This is a genomic window from Cellulosimicrobium sp. E-16, from assembly GCF_049913115.1.
GTDB lineage: Bacteria > Actinomycetota > Actinomycetes > Actinomycetales > Cellulomonadaceae > Cellulosimicrobium.
Map to the genome: position 1 here is coordinate 4,022,736 of NZ_CP183974.1, position 22,584 is coordinate 4,045,319.

General features: G+C 74.0%; 23 protein-coding genes, 1 tRNA gene and 1 riboswitch. Of the genes, 16 read left to right on the forward strand and 8 right to left on the reverse strand.

All coding sequences use genetic code 11. The features are described from left to right. The first annotated feature begins 171 nt into the window (after positions 1 to 171). A complete protein-coding gene (locus ACN9MS_RS17665; RefSeq protein WP_426309709.1) occupies positions 172 to 936 on the forward strand; it encodes a TetR/AcrR family transcriptional regulator in 765 nt (254 codons plus the stop codon). 103 nt (positions 937 to 1,039) lie between these two features. Further along, positions 1,040 to 1,163: riboswitch (FMN riboswitch) on the forward strand. A gap of 150 nt (positions 1,164 to 1,313) precedes the next feature. Beyond that, positions 1,314 to 2,018: a nicotinamide riboside transporter PnuC gene (gene pnuC / locus ACN9MS_RS17670; RefSeq protein WP_426309710.1), complete on the forward strand. Its 705-nt coding sequence runs from the start codon at positions 1,314 to 1,316 to the stop codon at positions 2,016 to 2,018. A gap of 33 nt (positions 2,019 to 2,051) precedes the next feature. On the opposite strand, the gene ACN9MS_RS17675 is transcribed toward pnuC, so the two are convergent. Beyond that, complete coding sequence (locus tag ACN9MS_RS17675; RefSeq protein ID WP_426309711.1) at positions 2,052 to 2,705, reverse strand: hypothetical protein; 654 nt, start codon at positions 2,703 to 2,705, stop codon at positions 2,052 to 2,054. Between the two features lie 49 nt (positions 2,706 to 2,754). Between ACN9MS_RS17675 and ACN9MS_RS17680 the strand changes: the two genes are divergently transcribed. Together ACN9MS_RS17680 and ACN9MS_RS17685 are read left to right on the forward strand one after the other, a co-directional pair. Continuing rightward, complete coding sequence (locus ACN9MS_RS17680; RefSeq protein WP_426309712.1) at positions 2,755 to 3,444, forward strand: helix-turn-helix domain-containing protein; 690 nt, start codon at positions 2,755 to 2,757, stop codon at positions 3,442 to 3,444. Between the two features lie 79 nt (positions 3,445 to 3,523). After that, positions 3,524 to 4,675: an epoxide hydrolase family protein gene (locus ACN9MS_RS17685; protein WP_426309713.1), complete on the forward strand. Its 1,152-nt coding sequence runs from the start codon at positions 3,524 to 3,526 to the stop codon at positions 4,673 to 4,675. A 72-nt stretch (positions 4,676 to 4,747) separates the two neighbouring features. Here ACN9MS_RS17685 and ACN9MS_RS17690 read toward each other — a convergent pair whose 3' ends face one another. Further along, on the reverse strand, positions 4,748 to 5,092 hold the full coding sequence (locus ACN9MS_RS17690) for a VOC family protein (protein WP_426309714.1): 345 nt from the start codon (positions 5,090 to 5,092) through the stop codon (positions 4,748 to 4,750). Between the two features lie 187 nt (positions 5,093 to 5,279). Between ACN9MS_RS17690 and ACN9MS_RS17695 the strand changes: the two genes are divergently transcribed. The 3 genes from ACN9MS_RS17695 to ACN9MS_RS17705 all read left to right on the forward strand — a co-directional run bounded on the left by ACN9MS_RS17695 (position 5,280) and on the right by ACN9MS_RS17705 (position 8,196). Beyond that, positions 5,280 to 6,530 carry an acyl-CoA dehydrogenase family protein gene (locus tag ACN9MS_RS17695; RefSeq protein ID WP_426309715.1) on the forward strand — a complete coding sequence of 417 codons (1,251 nt, stop codon included), beginning with the start codon at positions 5,280 to 5,282 and terminating at the stop codon, positions 6,528 to 6,530. A 116-nt stretch (positions 6,531 to 6,646) separates the two neighbouring features. Further along, complete coding sequence (locus ACN9MS_RS17700; RefSeq protein WP_426309716.1) at positions 6,647 to 7,879, forward strand: acetyl-CoA C-acyltransferase; 1,233 nt, start codon at positions 6,647 to 6,649, stop codon at positions 7,877 to 7,879. 188 nt (positions 7,880 to 8,067) lie between these two features. Further along, on the forward strand, positions 8,068 to 8,196 hold the full coding sequence (locus ACN9MS_RS17705) for a hypothetical protein (protein ID WP_277513988.1): 129 nt from the start codon (positions 8,068 to 8,070) through the stop codon (positions 8,194 to 8,196). A 46-nt stretch (positions 8,197 to 8,242) separates the two neighbouring features. On the opposite strand, the gene ACN9MS_RS17710 is transcribed toward ACN9MS_RS17705, so the two are convergent. Beyond that, the gene (locus ACN9MS_RS17710; RefSeq protein ID WP_426309717.1) at positions 8,243 to 8,806 is read right to left on the reverse strand and encodes an NUDIX domain-containing protein; all 564 of its coding nucleotides are present in this window, start codon (positions 8,804 to 8,806) and stop codon (positions 8,243 to 8,245) included. Positions 8,807 to 9,053: 247 nt separating this feature from the next. Here ACN9MS_RS17710 and ACN9MS_RS17715 point away from each other — a divergent pair, with 247 nt between their 5' ends. The 3 genes from ACN9MS_RS17715 to ACN9MS_RS17725 all read left to right on the forward strand — a co-directional run bounded on the left by ACN9MS_RS17715 (position 9,054) and on the right by ACN9MS_RS17725 (position 10,917). Beyond that, on the forward strand, positions 9,054 to 9,449 hold the full coding sequence (locus tag ACN9MS_RS17715) for a RidA family protein (RefSeq protein WP_426309718.1): 396 nt from the start codon (positions 9,054 to 9,056) through the stop codon (positions 9,447 to 9,449). A gap of 62 nt (positions 9,450 to 9,511) precedes the next feature. After that, the gene (locus ACN9MS_RS17720) at positions 9,512 to 10,222 is read left to right on the forward strand and encodes a phosphatase PAP2 family protein (RefSeq protein WP_426309719.1); all 711 of its coding nucleotides are present in this window, start codon (positions 9,512 to 9,514) and stop codon (positions 10,220 to 10,222) included. Beyond that, entirely contained in the window at positions 10,222 to 10,917 is a 696-nt protein-coding gene (locus ACN9MS_RS17725; RefSeq protein WP_426309720.1) for a phosphatase PAP2 family protein, read from the forward strand. The genes ACN9MS_RS17720 and ACN9MS_RS17725 overlap by 1 nt, the downstream gene beginning before the upstream one ends. A 305-nt stretch (positions 10,918 to 11,222) precedes the next feature. On the opposite strand, the gene ACN9MS_RS17730 is transcribed toward ACN9MS_RS17725, so the two are convergent. After that, entirely contained in the window at positions 11,223 to 12,974 is a 1,752-nt protein-coding gene (locus ACN9MS_RS17730; protein WP_426309721.1) for a glycosyl hydrolase family 18 protein, read from the reverse strand. A gap of 307 nt (positions 12,975 to 13,281) precedes the next feature. Between ACN9MS_RS17730 and ACN9MS_RS17735 the strand changes: the two genes are divergently transcribed. Further along, entirely contained in the window at positions 13,282 to 14,274 is a 993-nt protein-coding gene (locus ACN9MS_RS17735) for an L-lactate dehydrogenase (RefSeq protein ID WP_426311927.1), read from the forward strand. A gap of 12 nt (positions 14,275 to 14,286) precedes the next feature. On the opposite strand, the gene ACN9MS_RS17740 is transcribed toward ACN9MS_RS17735, so the two are convergent. Next, entirely contained in the window at positions 14,287 to 14,811 is a 525-nt protein-coding gene (locus ACN9MS_RS17740) for a DUF1992 domain-containing protein (RefSeq protein WP_426309722.1), read from the reverse strand. 70 nt (positions 14,812 to 14,881) lie between these two features. On the opposite strand from ACN9MS_RS17740, the gene ACN9MS_RS17745 reads away from it, so the two are divergent. Further along, positions 14,882 to 15,484, forward strand: coding sequence for a TetR/AcrR family transcriptional regulator (locus ACN9MS_RS17745; protein WP_426309723.1), 603 nt, complete (start codon positions 14,882 to 14,884; stop codon positions 15,482 to 15,484). A gap of 137 nt (positions 15,485 to 15,621) precedes the next feature. Here the strand turns inward: ACN9MS_RS17745 and ACN9MS_RS17750 are convergent. From ACN9MS_RS17750 to ACN9MS_RS17760, 3 genes are all read right to left on the reverse strand, one after another. Beyond that, positions 15,622 to 15,708: transfer RNA gene (locus ACN9MS_RS17750), tRNA-Ser, on the reverse strand. 98 nt (positions 15,709 to 15,806) lie between these two features. After that, positions 15,807 to 16,823 carry an iron-siderophore ABC transporter substrate-binding protein gene (locus tag ACN9MS_RS17755; protein ID WP_426309724.1) on the reverse strand — a complete coding sequence of 339 codons (1,017 nt, stop codon included), beginning with the start codon at positions 16,821 to 16,823 and terminating at the stop codon, positions 15,807 to 15,809. An 8-nt stretch (positions 16,824 to 16,831) separates the two neighbouring features. Beyond that, positions 16,832 to 17,671 carry a siderophore-interacting protein gene (locus ACN9MS_RS17760; RefSeq protein WP_426309725.1) on the reverse strand — a complete coding sequence of 280 codons (840 nt, stop codon included), beginning with the start codon at positions 17,669 to 17,671 and terminating at the stop codon, positions 16,832 to 16,834. 235 nt (positions 17,672 to 17,906) lie between these two features. On the opposite strand from ACN9MS_RS17760, the gene ACN9MS_RS17765 reads away from it, so the two are divergent. The 4 genes from ACN9MS_RS17765 to ACN9MS_RS17780 all read left to right on the forward strand — a co-directional run bounded on the left by ACN9MS_RS17765 (position 17,907) and on the right by ACN9MS_RS17780 (position 22,582). Then, entirely contained in the window at positions 17,907 to 18,611 is a 705-nt protein-coding gene (locus ACN9MS_RS17765; protein ID WP_426309726.1) for a DUF4956 domain-containing protein, read from the forward strand. After that, positions 18,608 to 19,492, forward strand: coding sequence for a polyphosphate polymerase domain-containing protein (locus ACN9MS_RS17770; protein ID WP_426309727.1), 885 nt, complete (start codon positions 18,608 to 18,610; stop codon positions 19,490 to 19,492). Before ACN9MS_RS17765 ends, ACN9MS_RS17770 begins: the two co-directional genes overlap by 4 nt. Beyond that, on the forward strand, positions 19,492 to 21,477 hold the full coding sequence (locus ACN9MS_RS17775; protein ID WP_426309728.1) for a carbohydrate-binding domain-containing protein: 1,986 nt from the start codon (positions 19,492 to 19,494) through the stop codon (positions 21,475 to 21,477). Before ACN9MS_RS17770 ends, ACN9MS_RS17775 begins: the two co-directional genes overlap by 1 nt. 280 nt (positions 21,478 to 21,757) lie before the next feature. Then, positions 21,758 to 22,582: an NAD-dependent protein deacetylase gene (locus ACN9MS_RS17780; protein WP_400556858.1), complete on the forward strand. Its 825-nt coding sequence runs from the start codon at positions 21,758 to 21,760 to the stop codon at positions 22,580 to 22,582. Positions 22,583 to 22,584: the final 2 nt, after the last annotated feature.

Sequence of the window (22,584 nt, forward strand, 5' to 3'; positions counted from 1 at the left end):
CGCGGACCGGTCCCGCGCCCTCTCTCGATCGCCCGCGCCCGGCACGGCCCCGGGTCGCGGCGAGCGCGCTCAACGTATCGGCCACCGCCTCCCTCCGCGACCGGTCACCTCCCGGCCGTCCGCCACCGCCCGCACCGGGCGGGCGACCGGCACCGGTGTACCGTCCGGTGCATGACCGACGTCCGCAGCCGCACCCATGCCCAGGCCGTCGACGCAGCGATCGAGCTCTTCACCCGCAAGGGCTACGAGCAGACGACCGTCGAGGAGATCGCCGACGCCGCCCAGGTCAGCCGCGCCACCTTCTTCCGCCGCTACGGCTCCAAGGAGGACGTGGTCTTCGCGGACCACGAGCTCCTGCTCGACGAGGTCGTCGTCATGCTCGCCGCGACGCGGCCCGTGCCGGACGCCGAGGGCCGGCTCACCCCCGAGCCCGGCGTCGACCCGTACGTCGAGGTCTGCCGCGCGGCGCGGCTCGTGTTCGACCACCACGTCGGGCAGCGCGAGACGTCGCTCGCGCGGTGGCAGCTCCTCCAGCAGGTGCCCGCGCTGCGCGACCGCGAGCTCGTCACGACCCACCGCTACGAGCGCGCCTTCACCGCATACCTGCGCGACGCGCTCCCGCCGGACGAGCGTCGGTCGACCGCGTCCATCGCGTTCGCCGCGTCGGTCGTCGCCGTGCACAACGCGCTCCTGCGCCGGTGGCTGCGCTCTCCCGACCAGGACCTGCGCCCCCAGCTCGAGGAGGCGTTCGCGGACCTGCGCCGCGCCGCCGTCGGCCGCTACGCCGCGTCCGACGACACCGCCGCCACCCAGCCCCGCGAGCCCGGGGACGGCCTGCCCGGGCGCCGCGTCGTCGTCACCGTCGTCGACGCCGGGACGGATGCCCAGGGCGTCGCGGACGACGTCGCACGAGCGGTCCGCGACGCGCTCGCCTGAGCCCGTCCGCCTCCACGTCCCAGCCCGTGGGACGGCCGCGGGACGGGGTCGCGCGCGGGGAATGCGCGAGTAGCATCGGCGGTTGCAGAACGCAGTACGCACGAACGTGCTCCGGGGTCGGTGCAATTCCGAGCCGGCGGTGACAGTCCGCGACCCGCGCCCACGCGCGGTTGACCTGGTGGAACTCCAGGACCGACGGTGACAGTCCGGATGGGAGGAAGCACGTGCGGCGCGGCCGTCCTCGGCCGGGCTCTGGCGAGCCCGCGCGACGGGGCGCGGCCTCGCCGTGGTGAGCGACGCCGTCGGGCCCTCGTGGCCCGGCCCCGCCGCCCGCCCTCACCCCGGAGCCGACGTGCCCGGGAGGACGAGGACATCCGATGGACCTGATCCACGCGCTGTTCGACGCGCAGCTGACGATCGGCGACCAGCACCTGCTGTGGCGCGAGATCGTGGGCAACGGGTTCGGCCTGGCGTCGGCGCTGGGCGGCATGCGGCGCAAGGTGTGGGCGTGGCCGGTGGGCATCGTCGGCAACCTGCTGCTGCTCACGGTGTTCCTCGGCGCGGTGTTCGCGACGCCCAACCCCGTCAACCTGCTGGGCCAGGCCGGCCGCCAGGTGATGTTCGTCGTCGTGTCGGTCTATGGATGGGTGCAGTGGCGCCGCACCCAGGCGCAGCTCGGTGACGCCGACGCGGACAGCCACGGCGTCGCCGTCGTGCCGCGCTGGGCGTCGTGGCGTCAGCGCGTGTTCCTCGTCGTCGCGCTCGTCGGCGGGACGGCGCTGCTCACCCCGGTGTTCCGCGCGCTCGAGTCGTACGAGCCCGTCTGGGCCGACGCGTGGATCTTCATGGGCTCGCTGCTCGCGACCTACGGCATGGCGAAGGGCTGGGTCGAGTTCTGGCTGATCTGGGTCGCCGTCGACGTCGTGGGCGTGCCGCTGCTGATCTCGGCCGGCTTCTACGCGTCCGCGTTCATGTACGTGTTCTACGGCGCGTTCACGCTCGTCGGGTTCTTCGTGTGGTGGCGCGTCAACCGCCGTGCCGCGGCCGAGGCGGAGGCGGCGGCGGCGGGAGCGACCGCCTGACCTGCGGGCCCCGGCCCGGGCGGCGGGCGCGGGTCAGTCCTCGAACAGCATCCGGTCCGACGGCGCCGCACGGCCCGCGCGCAGCGCCGGGTCCGCGCACAGCGCCTCGACGAGCGCGTCGCTCCCGCCCACGTAGGTCGCGGCGGCGTCGATCTCCGTCCCGACGAACCACGAGCGGTCCTCGGGCCACCACAGGTTGGGCGGCTGCTCGTGGTCGCGGAACGCGCCGGCGTCGGCGAGCGTCCCCGTCCACAGGTGGTACTCGCGGTGCGGGAGCAGGAGCATCGGGGCGGCCGGTCGCTCGACGAGCGTGGGCGCGAGCTGCTCCCACGCCTCGGCGACCGCGCGCTCGATCTCCTCGGGGGTCGGCCGCGGCTCGTCCTCGGGCCACCCGACGAGCGGCGCGACCCCCGAGCTCGCGCGCGGGTCCGTCCCGTGGTCGTAGAGGAACGCGTGGCCCGTCCACAGGGCGAGGTGCACGGGCTGGTCCCCGGTGAAGCGTCGGAGCGCGGCGACCAGGGTGTCGGTCTGCGCCGCGAGCGTGACGTCGTCGTCCCAGTCGGGGTGCGGGACGCACGCGTACGCCGCGTACCCGCGCGGGACCGTGCCGTCGACGCGCGGGCCGAACTCCCCGAGCCGCTCCGCAATCCACGCGCCCGCGGAGGCGTCGTCGTCCCAGTCCACCATCCCCCGACCCTAGGGGGAGCCCCGCGGGGCAGCGACCTAGACTGGGCGCGTGGGCTTCCTCTACCGGGAGCGCGCCGCCCCCTCCCCCGCCGTGGACGTCGTGTGGGCCACCGTGGACCTCACCGACGGGACCTACGTCGCGTCCGCGGACGCCCGCTGGGACCTCGTCTTCACCCTCCGGGAGGGCGAGCGCCGGGTCCTGCTGTCCGGGCCGTCGTCCCGGCCGACCCCCGTCCCGTACACGGCCGGGAGCCACAACCTCGGGGTCCGCCTCGCGCCGGGCGCCTACTTCGCGCACGAGCCGGTCACCGCCTGGTGCGACCGCACCGACCGCCTCCCGCTGCTCGGCCGGGGCGCGTTCGTCCTCGCGGGACGCGCCTGGCCCTTCCCGTCCCTCGACCTCGACGCGCCGGACGTCGACCTGCTCCTCGCCGCGCTCGTGGCGTCCCGGGTCGTGCGTCAGGACGCGGTCGTCGAGGCCGCGCTCGACGGCGGCGCCGGGCGCTGGTCGCCGCGCACGGTGGAGCGGCACTTCGCGCACGCCGTCGGGATCAGCCCGCAGCGGGTCCGCCGGATCGAGCGGGCGCGCGAGGCCGTGGCCCGGTTGCAGGACGGCCGCCCCATCGCGGACGTCGCGTTCCGGCTCGGCTACGCCGACCAGGCCCACCTCACCCGCGACCTCAAGCGCCTCACGGGACTCACGCCGGGACGCACGCGCGACCGCGGCGAACCCGTCTGAGTGTCGCGCTCGTTCAAGACAGCCCCGGCGGGACGCGGTTGCGTGGTGGGGTCACGACCGCCGCCGAGGAGGACCGGCCATGGACACCGACCTGGACGTCCGACCGTACGAGATCGCCGTGAGCGACGCGGAGGTCGCCGACCTGCGCGACCGGCTGGAGCGCACGCGCTGGCCCGCCGAGCTCACCGGCACGTGGGAGCGCGGGACCCCCGTGGGCTACGCGCGCGGGCTCGCGGAACGGTGGCGCACGACGTTCGACTGGCGCGCGCAGGAGGCCCGGCTCAACCGGATGCCGCAGTTCGTCGCGCACGTCGACGGCCAGCGCGTCCACGGGCTGCACGTGCGCTCGTCGCGCCCGGACGCGACGCCGCTGCTGCTGTGCCACGGCTACCCGACGTCGTTCGCCGAGTTCGCTCGCCTCGCCCCGCTGCTCGCCGAGCCGGACGACGGCCCGGCGTTCCACGTCGTCGCGCCGTCCATGCCCGGCTACGGGCTGTCGACACCGCTCGCGTCGTACGGCTGGGACATCGCTCGTACGGCGGACGCGTTCGACCGCGTCGTGCGCGCGCTCGGCTACGACCGCTACGCGGTGTTCGGGGGCGACGTCGGCGCGGGCGTCGCCGAGCAGCTCTGCCTGGAGGCCGGCGAGCGGGTGCTCGCCTCGCTCGTGTCGACGGACCCCGGCGCCATCGCGACCGCGTACACGCCGCCGACCGACCACCTCACGGACGCGGAGCGTGAGCGGCACGAGAGCCTCGTCGCCGCACGGTCGGAGGACTTCGGCTACCTCCAGGTGCAGACCACGCGCCCGCTGAGCGTCGCGTACGGCCTCACCGACTCCCCGGCGATGCAGCTCACGTGGATCGCCGAGAAGTTCCACGAGTGGACCGACCCGCTGCACGAGCTGCCCGAGGACGCCGTCGACGGCGACGACCTGCTCACCCTGGTGAGCGTGAGCTGGTTCGGGCGCGCGGGCGACGGCGCCGCGAACCTGCTGTACGAGGCGGCGCACGCGCAGCAGGCGTGGGGCCGCTCGCACGACCGCCCCCAGGGCATGACGGCCTTCGGGGAGGAGCCGCTCATGCGCCGCATCCTCGATCCCGACGAGTCGCTGCCCTACTGGCGGGAGCGACCGCGCGGCGGGCACTTCCCGGCGCTGGAACGGCCGGACGACGTCGCGACGGACGTCCGGGCGTTCCTCGGCGCCCCGGCGCTCCGTCCCGCGCTCTGACCTCTCGCCCCGGTTCCTGGCGCCGGTGGGCACCGGTTCCTGCTCCGGGCGCACCGGCCCGGGAGACGTCGACTAGGACGGCAGCGCGCCGCTGAGCCCGACCTCGTTGCCGTCGGGGTCGCGGAAGACGATCTTGACGACCCCGCCGTCGTACGTCTCCCGACGATCCGGCTCGATCCCCCGGGCCGACGCCGCCGCGAGGAAGGCGTCGACGTCGTCGCGGAACACCGTGACGACGCCGTGCCCGGCGTGCTCCGGCACCTGCTCGACGACGAGCCACCGGTGCTCGGCGAGCTCCCACACGGACTCGGTGGGCGTGGCGACGAACGTCGGCTCCGCCCCGAGCAGGCGGACGTACCAGTCGCGCGCCGGGTCGTGGTCGCGCACGTGCATCGTCACGAACAGGTCGAGGGCCATCTCTCGACGGTAGGTCGCGGGCCACCGCGTCGCACGATCTCGCGCGATACGCCGTCTCAGATTGACTGAGACCGCGTATCGCTGCACTATGGGAGAGACCGCCGCCGACGCCGGGCCCGCACCCGGGAACCCGCGCCGGAGCCGGTCGCGCACGACCGACCGCAGCCGCCCTCCCAGGGGAGCACCGATGCCCACCACCCCGATCATGCCCGGCGTCACCGAGCCCACCTACGACCTCGCGACCCCGCTCGACCTCGACTACGCCGGCGCGTTCGCCGACGCGACCGAGGAGGACCGCGCCCACCAGCAGCGCGTCCGGCAGTTCGTCCAGGACGAGGTGCTCCCGGTCATCGACGAGTACTGGGAGCGCGCCGAGGTCCCGTTCGACCTCGTCAAGCGCATGGGCGAGCTCGACCTGCTGCGCGACGGCGTCGACGTCGAGGGCCGCCCGCGCGTGAGCCTGCTCGGCGCGGGCCTCGCCGCGATGGAGATGTCGCGCGGCGACGGCTCCGTGGCGACGATCTGCGGCGTCCAGGGGGGCCTCGCGCTGCGCAGCATCCAGATGCTCGGCTCCGACGAGCAGCGGGCGAAGTACGCCGAGCCCATGGCGCGCGGGGAGATCCTCGGCGCGTTCGCGCTCACCGAGCCCACCCACGGCTCGGACTCCGTCTCGCTCGAGACGACGGCGCGCAAGGAGACGCGCGACGGCGTCGAGGGCTACGTGCTGAACGGCGAGAAGAAGTGGATCGGCAACGGGTCGTCGGGCCACATCACGGTGGTGTGGGCGCGGCTGGTCGACAGCGACTCGGCGGACGGTGACAACCAGGTGCACGGGTTCGTCGTGCCGCAGGACACCCCCGGCTACACGGGCACGACCATCACCGGCAAGGTGTCGCTGCGGGCCATCTGGCAGGCGCACGTCGTGCTCGACGACGTGTTCGTCCCGGCCGAGAACGCGCTGCCCGGCGCGCGGTCGTTCAAGGACACGTCGCGCGTGCTCTTCGCGACGCGCCTCGGGGTGGCGTGGGCCGCCGTCGGGCACGCGGTGGCCTGCTACGAGGCCGCGGTCGCGTACGCGAAGCAGCGCGTCCAGTTCGGCCGCCCCCTCGCCGCGAACCAGATGGTCCAGGAGCGCCTCACCAGGATGCTCTCGACGATCACGCAGCTCCAGCTCCTCGTCGCGCAGATGACGCGGCTCGACGAGGCCGGGACGCTCACCGGGCCGCAGGCGTCGCTCGCGAAGTACACGTGCACCCGCGGGGCCCGCGAGGTCGCGGCGAGCGCGCGCGACCTGCTCGGCGGCAACGGGATCCTGCTCCAGAACCGCGTCGCGCGGCACTTCGCCGACGTCGAGGCCCTGCACACGTACGAGGGCACCGAGTCCGTCCAGGCGCTCATCGTCGGACGCGACATCACGGGCGTCTCCGCGTTCGCCTGACGGTCCCGAGGGTTCACGCCCTCCCCCTGCTCCCCGGCGCCGCTCGCCCCTCCTCGCGGCGCCGGGGCTTCCCCTTTCCGCCCTTGCCCTCCCGCCTTCTCCCCGGACGGAGCCCCATGAGCACCGACGCCACCCCCCTGCCCGACGCCGCAGCCGTCACCCCCGAGGACGAGGTCACCCCGGTACTCCTGCACGGCGCGCGCACCCCGTTCGCGCGCTTCCGCGGGGCGCTGGCCTCGCTCTCGGCCGCCGAGCTCGGTGCGCACGCGATCCGTGGCGCGCTCGCGGCCTCGGGCGTCGCGCCCGAGCAGGTCGACACGGTGATCGTCGGGCAGGTCGTGCAGGCGGGCGCCAAGCAGGGCCCCGCACGCCAGGCCGCGATCCTCGCGGGCCTCGGCTGGGACGTCCCGACCGTGACGATCAACAAGCTGTGCCTCTCGGGGCTCACGGCGATCATCGACGCGGCCCGGCTGGTCCGCACCGGCGAGGCGAGCGTCGTCGTCGCAGGTGGCCAGGAGTCCATGACGAACGCGCCGCACCTGGTGGTCGGGTCGCGCTCCGGGTTCGCGTTCGGGGACGTGACGATGGCGGACTCGCTCACGCACGACGGCCTGAACGACCCGTTCAGCGGCGAGGTCATGGGCGAGCTCACCGACCGCGGGTGCGCGACGCGCGGCATCGGCCGCCCCGAGCAGGACGCGTTCGCGCTGCGCTCGCACCAGCGGGCCGCCGCCGCGCGCGACGCCGGGCGCCTCGCCGACGAGATCGCCCCCGTCGAGGTGCCGCAGCGGCGGGGCGAGCCGGTCGTCGTCGAGCACGACGAGGGTGTGCGCGCCGACACGACGCTCGAGGCGCTCGAGCGCCTGCGCCCGGCCTTCGTCAAGGACGGCACCATCACCGCAGGGTCCAGCTCGCCGCTGTCCGACGGAGCGGCGGCCGTCGTGGTCGCGAGCCGCGCCTTCGCCAAGCGCAACGGGTTGTCGTGGCTCGCCGAGATCGGTGCCGCAGGCCAGGTCGCCGGTCCGGACAACTCGCTGCACTCGCAGCCCGCACGGGCCATCGAGGCCGCCGTGAAGCGCGAGGGCGTCGCCGCCGCGGACCTCGACCTCGTCGAGATCAACGAGGCGTTCGCCGCGGTCGCGCTCCAGTCGGTCGCCGACCTCGGGATCGACGCGGACGTCGTGAACGCCGACGGCGGCGCGATCGCGCTCGGCCACCCCGTCGGCGCGTCCGGCGCCCGGCTCGCGCTGCACCTCGCGCTCGCGCTGAAGCGCCGCGGCGGCGGCGTCGGCGCGGCGGCTCTGTGCGGCGGGGGCGGGCAGGGCGACGCGCTGATCCTGCGCGCCTGACCCACCGGGCTGTCTCGACGGTCCGACGCGCGAGCCGACCAACCCTGGTGCACGATGCTGCACCAGGGTTGGCGCGCTTCGGTCGCCACGGTGTGACGCAGATCGCGCCGAGGTCGGCCGAAACCGCGTCATGGATCGCGTCGGGCGCGGTCTCTCTCCCTGGAACCACCCCCGACGAGAGGACCGTCATGACCACCGTGACCGACGCAGCACGCCGCACCGCGAGCCGCGCGCGCCACTCGCACCTGTCCGCCGTCGCCGTCGCGCTCGTCGGGCTCGCCGCCGGGTTCGCCGCCGCGCCCTACCTGCTCGGCTGACCCTCACGACGCCATGGGCCCGGGACCTCGCGGTCCCGGGCCCTCGTCATGTCCCGGGCGGGCCGTCCGGGTCGGTCTCTGGTGCGGCGCCTGGCGGCGCGACGTTGGGCGGCGTGGCGCTCGGCGGCTCGGCGTCCGCCGTGCTGCGGGCGAGCAGTTCCTCGAGGCGGTCGAGCAGCGGGACCTGACCTGCGACGACGAGCCCGCGGGCGCGAGCGAGCGAGAACCAGCCGGCCCGGTCGAGCTCGGGGAACTCCTGCATCCGCCCCGAGCGTGGCGGCCACTCGAGCGCGAACGTGTTGCTGGAGATGGCGGCGACGTCGAGGTCCGCCTCGCGCGCCCACGCCGCGACGAGCTTGCCGGCACGCTGGCGCACGGTGCCGAGATCCAGGTCGGGCGCCTCCGCCGCGGGGGCCGGGACGCCGAGCTCCTCCGCGAACTCGCGCAGCGCCGCGGCGTGGCCGTCCTCGCCCGGCTCCACCTCGCCCTTGGGGATCGTCCAGCCGCCCGCGTCCTTGCGAGCCCACAACGGGCCGCCCATGTGCCCGAGGAGCACCTCGACGACGTCGTCACGGAACCGGTAGAGCACGAGCCCTGCTGACTGCTTCACCCCTCCTTCCTACACAGCCGACGGCGGGACGGCCCGTCGAGGTGGCGACACCGCCGAACCCGGCGACATCCCCGGGTTCGGCGACCACCGTCCCCGTAGCCCCGGGTTGGACGCCGCGGCCTGCGGAAGCGCTGCCCGTGGCGGTACCGCGCCGGGCCGGGGCTGAGCACGGATCTCCGCCCCGGATCGTGTCGGTGGCGCGGCGTAGCGTCGGCTGTCTCAGGATCGGAACGCAGGAGGGGACACCATGACCACGCCGAGCGTCACGCACCTCAACCCCGCCGGGCTGCACCGCAACCCGGTGTTCTCCCAGGGCACGATCGTCGAGACCGGTCGCACGCTCTACGTCGGCGGCCAGAACGGGACCGACGCGGAGGGCGCGATCGTCGAGGGCGGCATCGCGGCCCAGACCGCGCAGGCGCTGCGCAACGTGCTCGCCGTGCTGGCGGAGGCGGGCGCCGGGCCGCAGGACGTCGCGCGGCTCGCCGTCTACCTCGACCCCGAGGCCGACCTCATGGAGGGGTTCGCCGCCGTCGGCGAGGTCTGGGGACCCCACCCGGCCGCGGTGACGGTGCTGCGCGTCGGGATCGGCCGGCCCGGCGCGCTCGTCGAGATCGAGGCCGTCGCGGCCCTGTCCGCGTGATCCGTCCCCGCTGACACCCCTCTCCACGGGCGTGCGACCGCACCCCCGGCTACCGTCCGGGGGTGCCCGCCGACCCCGCCCCACGCCGCTCGCTCGGGCGCGCCCTGGGTCGGGCCGCGGCGTACGGGGTCGCGGCGTCCGTCCCGGTGCTCGTGCTCGCGTGGCTCGTGCGCGCCGAGTCGGGGCTCGTCGTCGACGGCGACCGCGCCGCCGTCGCCGCGGCGACCCGGTTCACCGGCGAGCGGCCCGCGTTCGAGCGCACCCTGCTCGTCGGGCAGGAGGTGCTCGCCGCGCGGTGGATGAACCTCGCCGCGATGGGCGTCTGTCTCTGGGCCTGGCGACGCCGCGGCCTCGGGTCGCGCGCGGCCTGGGCGGCGGGGACCATCTGGGGCGCGTGGGCGCTCGGGCTCGGCGCGAAGGAGCTCGTCGACCGCGCGCGGCCCGTCGTCGAGGACGCGGTGACCGTCGTGCCTGGGTCCAGCTTCCCGTCCGGGCACGCGATGAACGCCGCCGCCGTCGGGGTGAGCCTCACGGTGCTGGTGTGGCCGCTGCTCGGGCGCCGCGGCCGCGTCGCCGTGGTGAGCGGCGCGACCGTGCTCGTGATCGTCACCGCGGCCGACCGCGTGCTGCTCGGCGCGCACTACCCGTCCGACGTCGTCGGCGGGATCCTCTTCGGCGGCGCGGTCGCAGGGGCGTCCGCCGTCGGCTACCACGGGTGGGCGTCCGCCCGGACTGCCCGCTCTTCCGGCTCCGCTCCCAGGAACGAGGTCTGATGCATCCCTTCGTGCACCGCTACGAGCTCGACACGACCCGACCCACCGCGAAGGAGGTGCTGCGCGACGTCGGTCTCCGGGCGTTCCTCCCCGGCGCCGTCCTGTGGGTGCTCATCGTCGCGACCGGGTTCCTCGTGACGGGTCCGCTGGGCGACCTGCCCGGCGAGGTCGGGGTGAACCGCTGGCTGGAGGAGCGGCGCACGCCCTTCTGGGACACCGTGACCGACGTGTTCTCCCTCATCGGGACGACCGAGTTCATCATCGGCGGGACCGTGCTCACGATCCTGCTCGTCTGGTGGCGCACCCGGCAGTGGTGGTTCGCCGTCGTGCCCGCGCTCGCCGTCGCGCTCCAGGCGCTCATCTTCCTCACGTCGTCGATCGTCGTGGGGCGCGAGCGCCCAGACGTCTCGCGGCTCGACGAGGCACCGCCGACCTCGAGCTTCCCCTCCGGCCACACCGGCGCGTCTGCCGCGTTCTACCTGACCCTCGCGCTGCTCGCGCAACGCATCACGCACCCCGTCCTGCGCGTCGTCGTCACGGTCCTGTGCTGCCTCGTGCCGCTCGCGGTCGGGATGTCCCGGCTCTACCGCGGCGCCCACGGCCCGGCGGACGTCGTGGTGGGCCTGATCAACGGCATCGTCTGCTGCGTCCTCGCCTGGAACTACCTGCGCCGCGACGTCCGCGCCCAGCGCTGAGGGCGGACACCCCTCCCACGAGAGAACCCCGTTCTCACGAAGGAGAACCCTGGTCTGGAGAGGTAGAACCCCGGTGGCGCGAGGTAGAACCGTGGTTGCGCGCGAGGTAGAACCTTGGTCACACCAGGCAGAACCTTGGTCGCGCGGAGTAGAACGGTGGTCGCACGACGAACCGGAGCCACCCATGGACGGTGGTCCGCATGGCCCTCCTTGTACGACGTCGGCGGGCCCGGTCCTGAGACCGGGCCCGCCGTCGTCGTGCCGGGGTCGTCCGGGCGATGCGCGCGCCCGGGCGACCCGTCAGCTCACGCGCAGAGACCCACCGGGTCCCACGAGCCCCACGTCACGGACCCGGGCAGCTCCCCCTTCGTCCACCACTGGGCCTTGTAGTTCACCCCGGCGCGGGACACGGTCTGCCCGCCGGTGTAGACCGCCTCGCGCGACCAGGCGGGGGCGCAGTCCGCGACCTCGACCTCGGGCGCCGTGCCGCACGGACCGATCTTCTTCCACGCGGACGACGAGCCCGGCTCCTGGTTGCGGGTCCACCACTGGGCCTTGTACTCCGAGCCCTCGTGCGAGACGACCTCGCCACCGGTGTAGACGCCCGTGCCGTACCACGGCACCGCGCACTCGGCGGGCACACCCGGGCCGGGGGTCGCCGCGCGGAGCGTCGAGCCCAGCGCGTCGCCCAGCTCGTTGCGGTAGTCGCCCGAGAGGTCCCACCACATCGCGCCGCCGTAGCCCTGCGTCGCGACGAACTCGGCCTTGGCCGTGACCGACGCCGGGTCGTCGTAGCTCCACCACTGGTCGCCGTCGTAGAGCCAGCTCGCGCCGATCTCCGGGTCGAAGTACTGCTCGCCGTCGAACGCGCGCAGCTCCGCGTACGTCTTGGTGCCGACGTAGCCCGCAGCGGGCTGCCAGCCCTGCGAGCCGTCCTCGACGCCGTACCAGCCGTGACCGTAGGCCGCGAGACCCGCGTTGATCTGGCTCGGGTCCGCGCCCGCGTTGACGTACATGCCGAGCGCGCCGTCGAGACCGAGGCCCCAGTTCTCCGCGCCGTCCGGGTGCAGGTTGCCCTGGTGACCCGTCTTGTTCGGCACCCAGCCCCCGTGGAAGTCGTAGCCCTGGACGTTCAGGTAGTCCACGACCGCGAACAGGCGCGGGTCGAGCCAGCCCCCCTGGCCCGCGTTCCAGCCACCGGCGGGCGCGAAGCCCGTCAGGAGGTAGTCCTCGCCGTTCGCCGCGCCGCGCGCGTCGAGCTCGGTGCGGAACTCCTCCATGAGGAGCAGGAAGTTCTCCTTGTCCTCCGGGCGGGCGTTCGCCGTCTCGCCGCCGGTGACCGGCCACTCCCAGTCGATGTCGATGCCGTCGAAGATGCCGGCCGCGGAGCCCGGGCCGCCCTTGCCGTCGACGACCGGCAGGTCGCCGTCGATGTACAGGTCGAGGCACGAGTCGACGAGCGCCGTGCGGCCCTCGGCCGTGGACGCCGCCTCGGAGAAGTTGTCGGACCAGGTCCAGCCGCCGAGCGAGATGAGGATCTTGGTGTCAGGGCTGACGGCCTTGAGCTTCTTGAGCTGGTTGAAGTTGCCCGCGAGCTTCTGGCCGGGCTTGTCGGCCTTGCCGTCGACGGAGTCCTTGGCCGCGACCTGCGCGACGAAGTCGTTGAGGGGGTCGCCCTCGCCGGGGACGTCGGCGATGTCGCACACGAGGTCGGTCGTGACGTTCCCGAACGCGTAGTTGATGTGGGTGAGGTCCTCGATCGCGCCGGTGCGGACGAGGTCGACCACGTGGAAGTCGCGGGTCACCCGCGAGTCGGCCATGACGTAGCCGACGCTGCGGAACCCGTTGATGTCGGACGGTCCGGCGACGGAGGCCGCCGGCTTGGCCGTGGGCTGCGGCGCCGCGATGGCCGGCGACGCGAAGGTGGCCGCGGTCAGGGCGAGCGCCCCGGCGACGGCGGTGGCGGCGACCACGCGCGAGCGGGCGGTCGGTGCGGGCGAGGTCTTGGCGAGCGAGCGGCCCGAGGAGGCCGCGCTGGGTGTCGATCGATCGTTCATGAAGGCCTCGTTGCTCTTCGGCCCGGGCTGGGGAACCCGGGATTTGTTCGGTCTCCTGCAACGTACCTGGACAGGGGTGTTTACGCCAGGGTCCGAACGAAATTCGCCCGCGCGGAGATCTCTTCGCTGGACGGCTGACTCAGGGCTTGTGGACACCCGTCCAGGATGGTGTGCCTCTGCCCGGCCAAGGGCCGATCACACGCTCCCGTCCTCGTCCGCCGAGACGTCCTAGCCTGAGAGCGGCCCGTACTTCTCATGCGACGCACGCGACGAGGGAGTGACTGCGGTGAGGCAGGAACGGAGCGACATCGAGGTCGGCGAGACGAGAACCGGGGCCGGCGGAATCCAGGCCGGAACGACCGCGAAGGTCGCGGTGGTCGGAGCCGGCTCGGTCGGCGCGACCCTGGCCTACGCCGTCCTGATCCGCGGGGCGGCGCGAGATGTCGCGCTGTACGACGTCGACACGGCCAAGGTCCGCGCACAGGCCCTCGACCTCGCGCACGGCATTCAGTTCATGCCCATGGCGCGCGTGGAGGGATCCGACGACGTCGCGGTGTGCGCGGGTGCGGACGTCGTCGTGGTCACCGCGGGCGCCAAGCAGCAGCCCGGCCAGACGCGCATGGACCTCGCGGCCAAGACCGTCGGCCTGGCACGCACGCTCATGCCCCAGCTCGTCGAGGTCGCGCCCCGCGCCGTGTACCTCATGGTCACCAACCCGGTGGACGTCGTCACGTACGCCGCCCTGCGGTACTCCGGCCTGCCGCGCGTGCAGGTGCTCGGCTCCGGCGCGGTGCTCGACTCCTCGCGGTTCCGGTACCTCATCGCCGACCACGTCGGCGTGGCCGTGCAGAACGTGCACGCGTACGTCGCCGGCGAGCACGGCGACACCGCCGTGCCGCTGTGGTCGTCCGCGACGATCGGCGGCGTGCCGCTCCTGGAGCTCGACCCGTTCTACGGGCGGGAGCCGCTGGCCCAGGAGGTCCGCGACGCCATCGCGCACGACGTCGTCCACTCCGCCTATGACATCATCGCGGGCAAGGGCGCGACCGCCTACGCGATCGGCCTCGCCGCCTCCCGGATCGTCGAGGCGATCACCAACGACGAGCACCGCATCATGCCGATCTCCTCGCTCGTGAACGGATACCGAGGCATCGACGACGTGTGCCTCTCCGTCCCGACCATGGTCAGCCACGACGGCGCCGGGACCCTGCTGCCGACACCCCTGTCCGACGCCGAGCTCACCGCGCTGCACCGGTCCGCCGACGCACTGCGCGCCGCGGCGGCTGAGGTCGGTCTCTGAGGCGAGCGTGCCCTAACGGGGCCGCGCCAGGAAGCGCCGACGACGACGTCGGCCCTCGGCAGGCGCGTTCGCACTCGCGCTCGCCTCCGCCTCCGCGACACGTGCCGCCCGGCGGTGCGCCCATGCGGCGACCGTCTCGTCGACGTCCCGCGGCATGGTGACCAGGGGAGGGCCGGCGGGCGGCTGGTAGCGGCCGCGGAGCACGCGGCGGTTGAACTCCTCGACCTCGCGCCGCACGTCTTCCTCGACCCAGATCTCGTCGAGGCGCTCGTCGAGCGCGGCGTCTTCCCTGCGCAGCTCGATGGACGGTGGCAGGACCACGAGCCGCTCGCGCTTGACGAGGTTCTTCAGCCACCAGTCGGGGTCGTAGCGGTCGGGCATGAGGAGCGGCTTGCCGCTGCCGGGCAGGTCGTCGAACTCACCGCGTTCGATCGCTCTGCGGACGTGCATGTCGGCCAGCAGGGCGATCGCTACCTCGTCGTCGATGGCGACCGCATAGGGGTTGAAGAACGCCGGAGGTGGGTGCGGGTCGGTCATCGCTGCTCCGTTCCGTCGTTGACCATACGCCTGTATTGTGTCACGCGTAGCGTCGAGGAGGGAGGACTGAGTGCCGAAGCTGGTGGACCACCAGGAGCGTCGCGCGGCGATCGCGCGTGCGCTGTGGCGCGTCGTCGACCAGCAGGGCTGGACCAATGCCACGATGCGCGAGGTCGCGAGCGAAGCCGGAGTATCGCTGGGGCACGTGCAGCACTACTTCGCGTCACGCACCGCCCTGTTGACCTTCGCGATGGAGTTCGCCGCCGAGCAGACCGCCGACCGGGTCGCACGGGAACTCGCCGCGCTCGAGCAGCCTCCGCACCCCGGCGACGTGCTCCGGCTGGTCCTCGTCGAGATGCTCCCCCTGGGTCCCGAAGCTCGGGCGTCGAGCCGCATGAGTGCCGCCTATGTCCTGGAGGCCCTGCACGACCCGGCGCTGCGCAAGCAGGCGAGCCTCGGACTACGGGACGGACGCGCCCTGGTCGCACAGCTCGTCCGAGAAGCGATCACCCAGGGCCAGATCGCACCGGACCGCGACCCGGACATCGAGACGGATCTGCTCCTCGCGCTGACCGGATTCACTCCGCTGCTCGAGCTCGAGGTGATCGAGCCGCAGGCCGCGCTGGCAGCCATCGACCAGCACCTGGATCACCTCTTTGCCGGAAGATCCTGACCGCGGCCCTCGCGGGAGCCACAGGGGTCACCCGGATCGCGGTGACGGTTGGGCCCGACGCCGGAAGCTCGTCGAGCCGCGCGCGGATACGACGAAGGGCCCACCGGCAGGATTCTGCGGGTGGGCCCTTCGGGCGGCGGTAGCGGTGGGATTTGAACCCACGGTGGACTTTCACCCACACACGCTTTCGAGGCGTGCTCCTTAGGCCGCTCGGACACGCTACCTTCGCCGGGAAACCCGGCCCAGGAAGGATACCTGGTCAGACCCCCGGACACCGAATCGGCCGGTCAGACCGCCCGATCCGACGCGCGGAGGCCCGGCGTCACGACCCGCCGAGCGCGTCCGCGAACAGCGGCGTGACGTTGTCGATCGCGTAGATCACGGCGGTGGGCGTGCCGAGCGAGAAGGCGTTGGAGAGGTCCTTGTCGTCGAACACGACGTAGCGGCCGTCGGCGACGGACGGCACGGTCTGGAAGATCGGGAGCGCCTCGACGTCGGCGGCGGTGAAGCCGATGGGCTGGATGACGGTGAGGTCCGCGTCGAGCAGGTCGACGTCCTCAGTGCCGAGGGTGGCGGAGAACTCCTCTCCGGCGGCCTCGTCGATCTCGGGCTTGGTCTCGAATCCGAGGCCCTGCATGAACTCGCCGCGGCTGGACGTCGAGACGTAGGCGCCGAAGCCCTCGGCCCAGTACGACCCGATGACGGCGGTCTTGCCGTCGAACTCCGGATGCTCGTCGCGCGCGGCGGCGAACGCGTCGTCGACGTCGGCGAGCAGCTCGTCGCCGGCGTCGCTGCGCCCGAGGGCCGCGGCGATCATCCCCACCTGGTCCTCCATGGGCGTCAGGTAGGCCTCGCCGCCCTCGGGGATGGCGACGGTCGGGGCGATCTCGGAGAGCCGCTCGTACCGCTCGGGGTCGCCGGCCGACTTCACGTCGAGGATGACGTCCGGGTCGAGCACGGCGATCTGCTCGTAGGACGGCTCGAGCGTCCCGATGATCTCGGGCGACTCGTCGTACGCGCCGTCGAACCAGGGGCCGACGCCGTCGCCGCCGAACGCGAGCCAGTCGCTCGCCCCGACGGGCTGGACGCCGAGCGCCAGGGCGGTCTCGGCGTCGCCCCAGCCGAGGGCGACGACGCGCTCCGGCTCCTCGGGGATCTCGACGTCGCCGAACGCGGTGGGGATCGTCACGGGGAAGGCGTCCGCGGCGCCGTCGGCGCTCTGGCTGCCCGACGGCGCGGCGTCGCCCGACCCGTCGCCGGACGAGCACGCGGCGAGCGCGAGGACGGCGAGCGCGGACGTGGCCGCGAGGGCGCGGCGGAACGTGGTGGTGCGGTGCATGGGACTCCTCAGTCCTCGAAGATCTGGCCGACAGGCTCGCGCTTCTCCGCCTGGAAGCGGTCTTCTGCGCGGCCGTAGGCCCAGTAGCCGGAGAGCGACAGGTCGGCGCGCGGGACGCCGCGCTCCGCGAACACGCGGCGCAGGGCCTTCATGGCCTCGCGCTCGCCGTGCGCGAAGACGTGCACGCGGCCCTCGCGCCACGGGAGGTCGGCGACGGCGTCGGGCAGGAGCGTCGTCGTCCCGGCGGGCGCGTCCCCGCGCAACACCCAGGTGACCTCGACGCCTGCGGGCGCCTCGAGCGGGAGCCGGTCCGCCTCGGTGCCGACCTCCAGGACCGCGTGCCCGACGGCGTCGCGCGGCATGGCCTCGAGCGCGGCGGCGATCGCGGGGAGCGCGGAGTCGTCGCCGGCGAGCAGGTGCCAGTCGGCCTCGACGTCGGGCGCGTAGCCGCCGCCAGGGCCGGAGAAGACGATCCGGTCGCCGGGCTTCGCGCGCGCTGCCCACGGCCCGGCGAGGCCCTCGTCGCCGTGCACGACGAAGTCGATCGCGAGCCGCTGGGCTGCCTCGTCGACCCACCGAACGGTGTAGGTGCGGGTGACGGGCAGGTCCTCCGGTGCGAGCGTGTCGCGCAGCGCCGCGACGTCGTAGGGCGGCTCCAGCCCGAGCTCCGGCTTGGCGAAGATGATCTTGACGTACTTGTCGGTGTGCTCGTTCGTCGTGAACGCGGCGAACCCGTCGCCCCCGGCCACGACCCGCACGAGGTGCGGAGAGAGCCACGCGGTCTCGAGGACCTCGAGGACCGTCTGGGGGCGGGCGCGCCGCGGCGCGGGCGCGGTGGTGGTCGACATGACAACCTCTCGTCGGGGACTTAGGTGAGGCTAACATCGCCGCCTGTGCGCGCGGTCGTGACCCCGGTCACGCGGCCGCGAGCGCCGCGGCGACCCGCGTGAACTCCGGGCGACGCCGGGCCGGACGGGACTCACAAACGCACCCTGTGCCCTCCACAGCGACCGCACAGACTCCCCCGGCGGAATGGGAACGTCCTCGACCACGGCGCCCAGCGCCCCGGCACCCGGAGGCCTCGTGTCCCAGCCCGTCCTGTACCTCGTCGACCTCGTCGCGGTCACCGTCCTCGCGTTCGGCCTCTACTTCCCCCGGCACCGGCGGCGCGACCTCGTGGTCGCGTACCTCGGCGTCAACGTGGGGGTGCTCGCGGTCGCGGCGACGCTCGCGACGAGCAGCGTCGGCGCCGGGCTGGGGCTCGGGCTCTTCGGGGTCCTGTCGATCATCCGGCTCCGCTCGACCGAGCTGTCGCAGACGGAGGTCGCCTACTACTTCGCGGCCCTCGCGCTCGGCCTCCTCGGCGGCCTCGGCGCGACGACCGGCTGGCTCTCCCTCGCCGGCATGGTGCTCGTCGTCGGCGTGATGGCGGTTGTCGACCACCCGCGGGTCCTGCGCCGGGCGCAGAGCCAGAGCGTCGTCGTCGACCGCGCCCTCGCCGACCGCGCCGACCTCACCCGCTACCTCGAGGAGCTCCTCGGCGCCGAGGTCCGCGGCGTCAGCGTCCAGCGCCTCGACCTCGTCAACGACACCACCTGGGTGGACGTCCGCTACACCGAGCCGCGTGCCCGCCGTCGGGCGACGGCGGTGCCCACCCGGGCGGCCGCCGCACCCCTCCCCGTGCCCGACGCCGCGCTCCCGGCCCCGCGCGACGCCGCGCCCTTCGCACCTCTCACCCCGGCGACCACGACGCCGGCCCGGCCCGAGCGGACCGAGGTGCGCGCATGAGCCCTCGGACCGTGACGGCCGACGACCGGGTGCGCGCCGTCCTCTGCCCGCTCGACGGCGTCGGCCTCGACGAGCTCGTCGATGCGGCCGCGCTCCTCACCCGGGTCGACCGCAAGTACGTCCTCCCGGTCGACGACGCCGTGGCCGTCCTCGACGACCTCGCCCGCACGTCCGCAGCCCGCGTCCTCGAGATCGACGGCGCCCGCAGCTCGCCGTACGAGTCGGTGTACTTCGACACCCCCGACCTGGCGTCGTTCCGCCTCACGGCGACCCGCCGCCGTCGGCGGTTCAAGGTCCGCACGCGGACGTACCTCGACTCGGGCACGAGCTTCCTCGAGGTCAAGACCCGCGCTGCGCGCGGCACGACGCTCAAGCAGCGCGTCGCGCACGACGAGTGCCCGACGGCGCTCGGCGCGGGCCGCACGTTCGTCGGCCGGACACTCGCGGCCGAGGGGATCGACGGCGTGCCGGAGCACGCGCTCACGCCCGGCCTCGTGTCGCGGTACCGCCGCACGACGCTCCTGCTCCCCCGGCCCGACAGCGCCGCGCGCGCCACGATCGACACCGGCCTCACGTGGGGGCTCGAGCCGCACGGTGCGCACGCGCCGCTCGCCTGGTCCGTCCCGCACCTGGTGGTCGTCGAGACGAAGGGCGGCTCGACGCCGTCGGACCTCGACCGCCTGCTGTGGCGGCACGGCCACCGGCCCGAGCGGATCTCGAAGTACGGCACCGGCCTGGCGCTCCTGCGACCCGACCTGCCCGACGGCCCGTGGCGGCGCGTGATCCGCCGCCACCTCGCCCCCTCCCCCGGCGCCACCGCACCCGCGGGGACCACGACCCCTCCCGCCCGTACCCCCGGGCACGACGACAGGAGCCTCTGATGCGCATCCGCCGACCCCTGACCTACCTCACCGCCGCGGCCGCCGCCGCCGTCCTCGCGGGCTGCTCCGTGCTGGGCAGCGCCGCGACCACGGACACCGCCTCGACCGGCACCACCGAGACCACCACCACGAGCGTCGTGTCCGACGCCGTCGCCGGGCTGACCCCGGACGAGGCCCGCGCGGACAACACCGAGGTGACGGTGGAGGACGCCGACCTCGCGTTCGACGAGGCCTCCGCGGTGGCCGTCACGCTCGACGGCGACGCCGCGACGGCGGACGGCGACGGCGTGACCGTCGACGGCTCGACCGTGACCATCACCGCCCCCGGCACGTACGTGCTGAGCGGCACGCTGGAGGGGCAGGTCGTCGTCGACACCGCGGAGGACGGGCTCGTCCAGCTCGTGCTCGACGGCGCGGACATCGCCGCGACGACGAACGCCGCCGTGAACGTGCAGGACGCGGAGAAGGTCGCCGTGATCCTCGCCGACGGCTCCACCAACAGCCTCACCGACGCCGAGACGTACTCGGCCCAGGACGCCGACGGCGAGCCCGACGGCGCGCTGTACTCGACGGCCGACCTCCTGATCGGCGGCGACGGGGCGCTCAGCGTCACGTCGCACGCGAACGACGGCATCGTCTCCAAGGACGGCCTCGTCGTCGCAGGCGGTGACCTCACGGTCGACGCGGGCGACGACGGCCTCCGCGGCAAGGACTACCTCGTCGTCACGGGCGGGACGCTCGACGTCACCGCCGCGAAGGACGGGCTGAAGTCGACCGAGGACGGCGACGAGACCCTGGGGTTCGTCGACGTGCGCGGCGGGACGGTCACTGTCACGTCCGGCGACGACGGCGTGCAGGCCGTCACCGACGTCATCGTCTCCGGCGGGACGCTGTCCGTGACCGCCGCGGGCGGTGCGGGCGCGGCCGTCGCCGAGGACGCCTCCGCGAAGGGCCTCAAGGGCGACGTCGGCGTCGTGGTCGGCGACGACGCCACGCTCACCGTCGACGCCGCCGACGACGCGCTGCACTCCGACGGCGCCGTCTCCGTCTCGGGCGGGACGATCGAGCTGTCGTCCGGCGACGACGGCGTGCACGCCGACGGCGACGTCACCGTCTCGGGCGGCGACCTCACCGTCACGACGTCCGTCGAGGGCATCGAGGGCGCGGCCATCACGATCTCCGGCGGCGACCTCGACGTCACGGCGACCGACGACGGCCTCAACGCGACCGTGGGGACGACCGCTGCCACGGAGGACGCGACGGCCGACGGGTCGAAGGACGGGACCGCCGACGAAGGTGCGGCGGGCGACCCGGGCGACGCCGCGTCGTCGGGCACGACGGACGGCCAGGTTCCCCCGAGCACCGACGGCCAGGTGCCCGAGCCGCCGGAGGGCGCACCGGCAGGCGGTGCCACCCCGCCCGAGATGCCGACCGACGGCGAGATGCCGCAGGGCGGCGGACCGAGTGGAGGTGCCGACGGCGGCATGGAGCAGGACGACGGCTCGACGCTGACGATCTCCGGCGGCACGCTCACGGTCGATGCGGACGGCGACGGCCTCGACTCGAACGGCACGCTGACCATCACGGGCGGCGACACGTTCGTCCAGGGTCCGACGAACGACGGCAACGGCGCGCTCGACGTCGCCGGGACGTTCGAGATCACGGGCGGCACGCTCCTCGCCGCAGGCAGCTCCGGCATGGCGGTCGCCCCCTCGACCGACTCCGCGCAGGGCTGGCTCGCGACGAACGTCGCCGCAACGGCCGGCGACGCCGTGACGATCTCCACCTCGGACGGCACCGTCCTCGCGGAGCACACCGTCACGAAGGACACCGCGAACGTCGTCTTCTCCTCGCCCGATGTCACGACCGGCGATGCCTACACCGTGACGACGCCCACGGCCCCCACCGACGTCGTCGCCGGCGAGTGGGCCGGCGGCGTCCAGATGGGCGGTCGCGGCCGCCCGGACGCGACCCCCGACTCCTGACCCGAACCCAAGGCCTGGTCCCGCGAGGTAGAACCCCCGGTCGCGACGTAGAGCTCCGCGAGCTCTATCTCGCGACCGGGGGTTCTACCTCGCGGGCCGTCGTACGGTAGGAGACGTGCCCACCGACGACCCGACGACGCCCGTGAGCCCGACCGCGTCCCCCGCGCACGTGGCGACGTCCTCCGCGGACCTGCCGCCGTCCGCCGTCCCGACCCTGACGTCGCGGCTCGCGTGGCGACCGAGCCGGCCGCCGCCGTCGGGCACGGAGCCGGAGCCGCCGCTGGGGACGGCGGAGGACGCCGTGCAGCTCCTGCGCGGGCTGCGGGTCACGGCGCTGACGGGCGCGGGCCTGTCCACGGACTCGGGCATCCCGGACTACCGCGGCCCGGACTCGCCGCCGCGCAACCCGATGACGTACCAGCAGTTCGTGCAGGACGAGGCGTTCCGCCGCCACTACTGGGCACGCAACCACGTGGGCTGGCAGCACGTGCACCGCACGCAGCCGAACGCGGGCCACCGCGCGCTGGCGCGGCTGGAGGACGCGGGCGTGCTCGTGGGGCTGATCACGCAGAACGTGGACCTGCTGCACGAGGACGCGGGCAGCCGGAACGTCATCGACCTGCACGGCCGGTACGACCGCGTGATCTGTCTCCAGTGCGGGCGCGTCATCTCGCGCGAGCACCTCGCGGACCGGCTCACGGCGCTCAACCCGGGGTTCATCGAGAGCATCGGCGACGTCGCGGACGTGGAGATCGCGCCGGACGCGGACGCGGTGATCGAGCAGACGTCGCACTTCCGCCCGGCGCCGTGCGAGTTCTGCGGCGGGGTGCTCAAGCCGGAGATCGTGTACTTCGGGGAGAACGTGCCGCGCGAGCGGGTCGAGCGTGCGTACGCGATGGTCGACGAGGGCGACGCTCTGCTCGTGGCGGGGTCGTCGTTGACGGTGATGAGCGGGCTGCGGTTCGTGCGGCACGCGGCGAAGGCCGGCAAGCCGGTCGTCATCGTCAACCGCGGCTGGACGCGCGGCGACCCGCTCGCGACGCTCAAGGTCGACGCCGGCACCACCGAGACCCTCACCACGCTCGCCGCGGCCCTCCCCCGCTGACG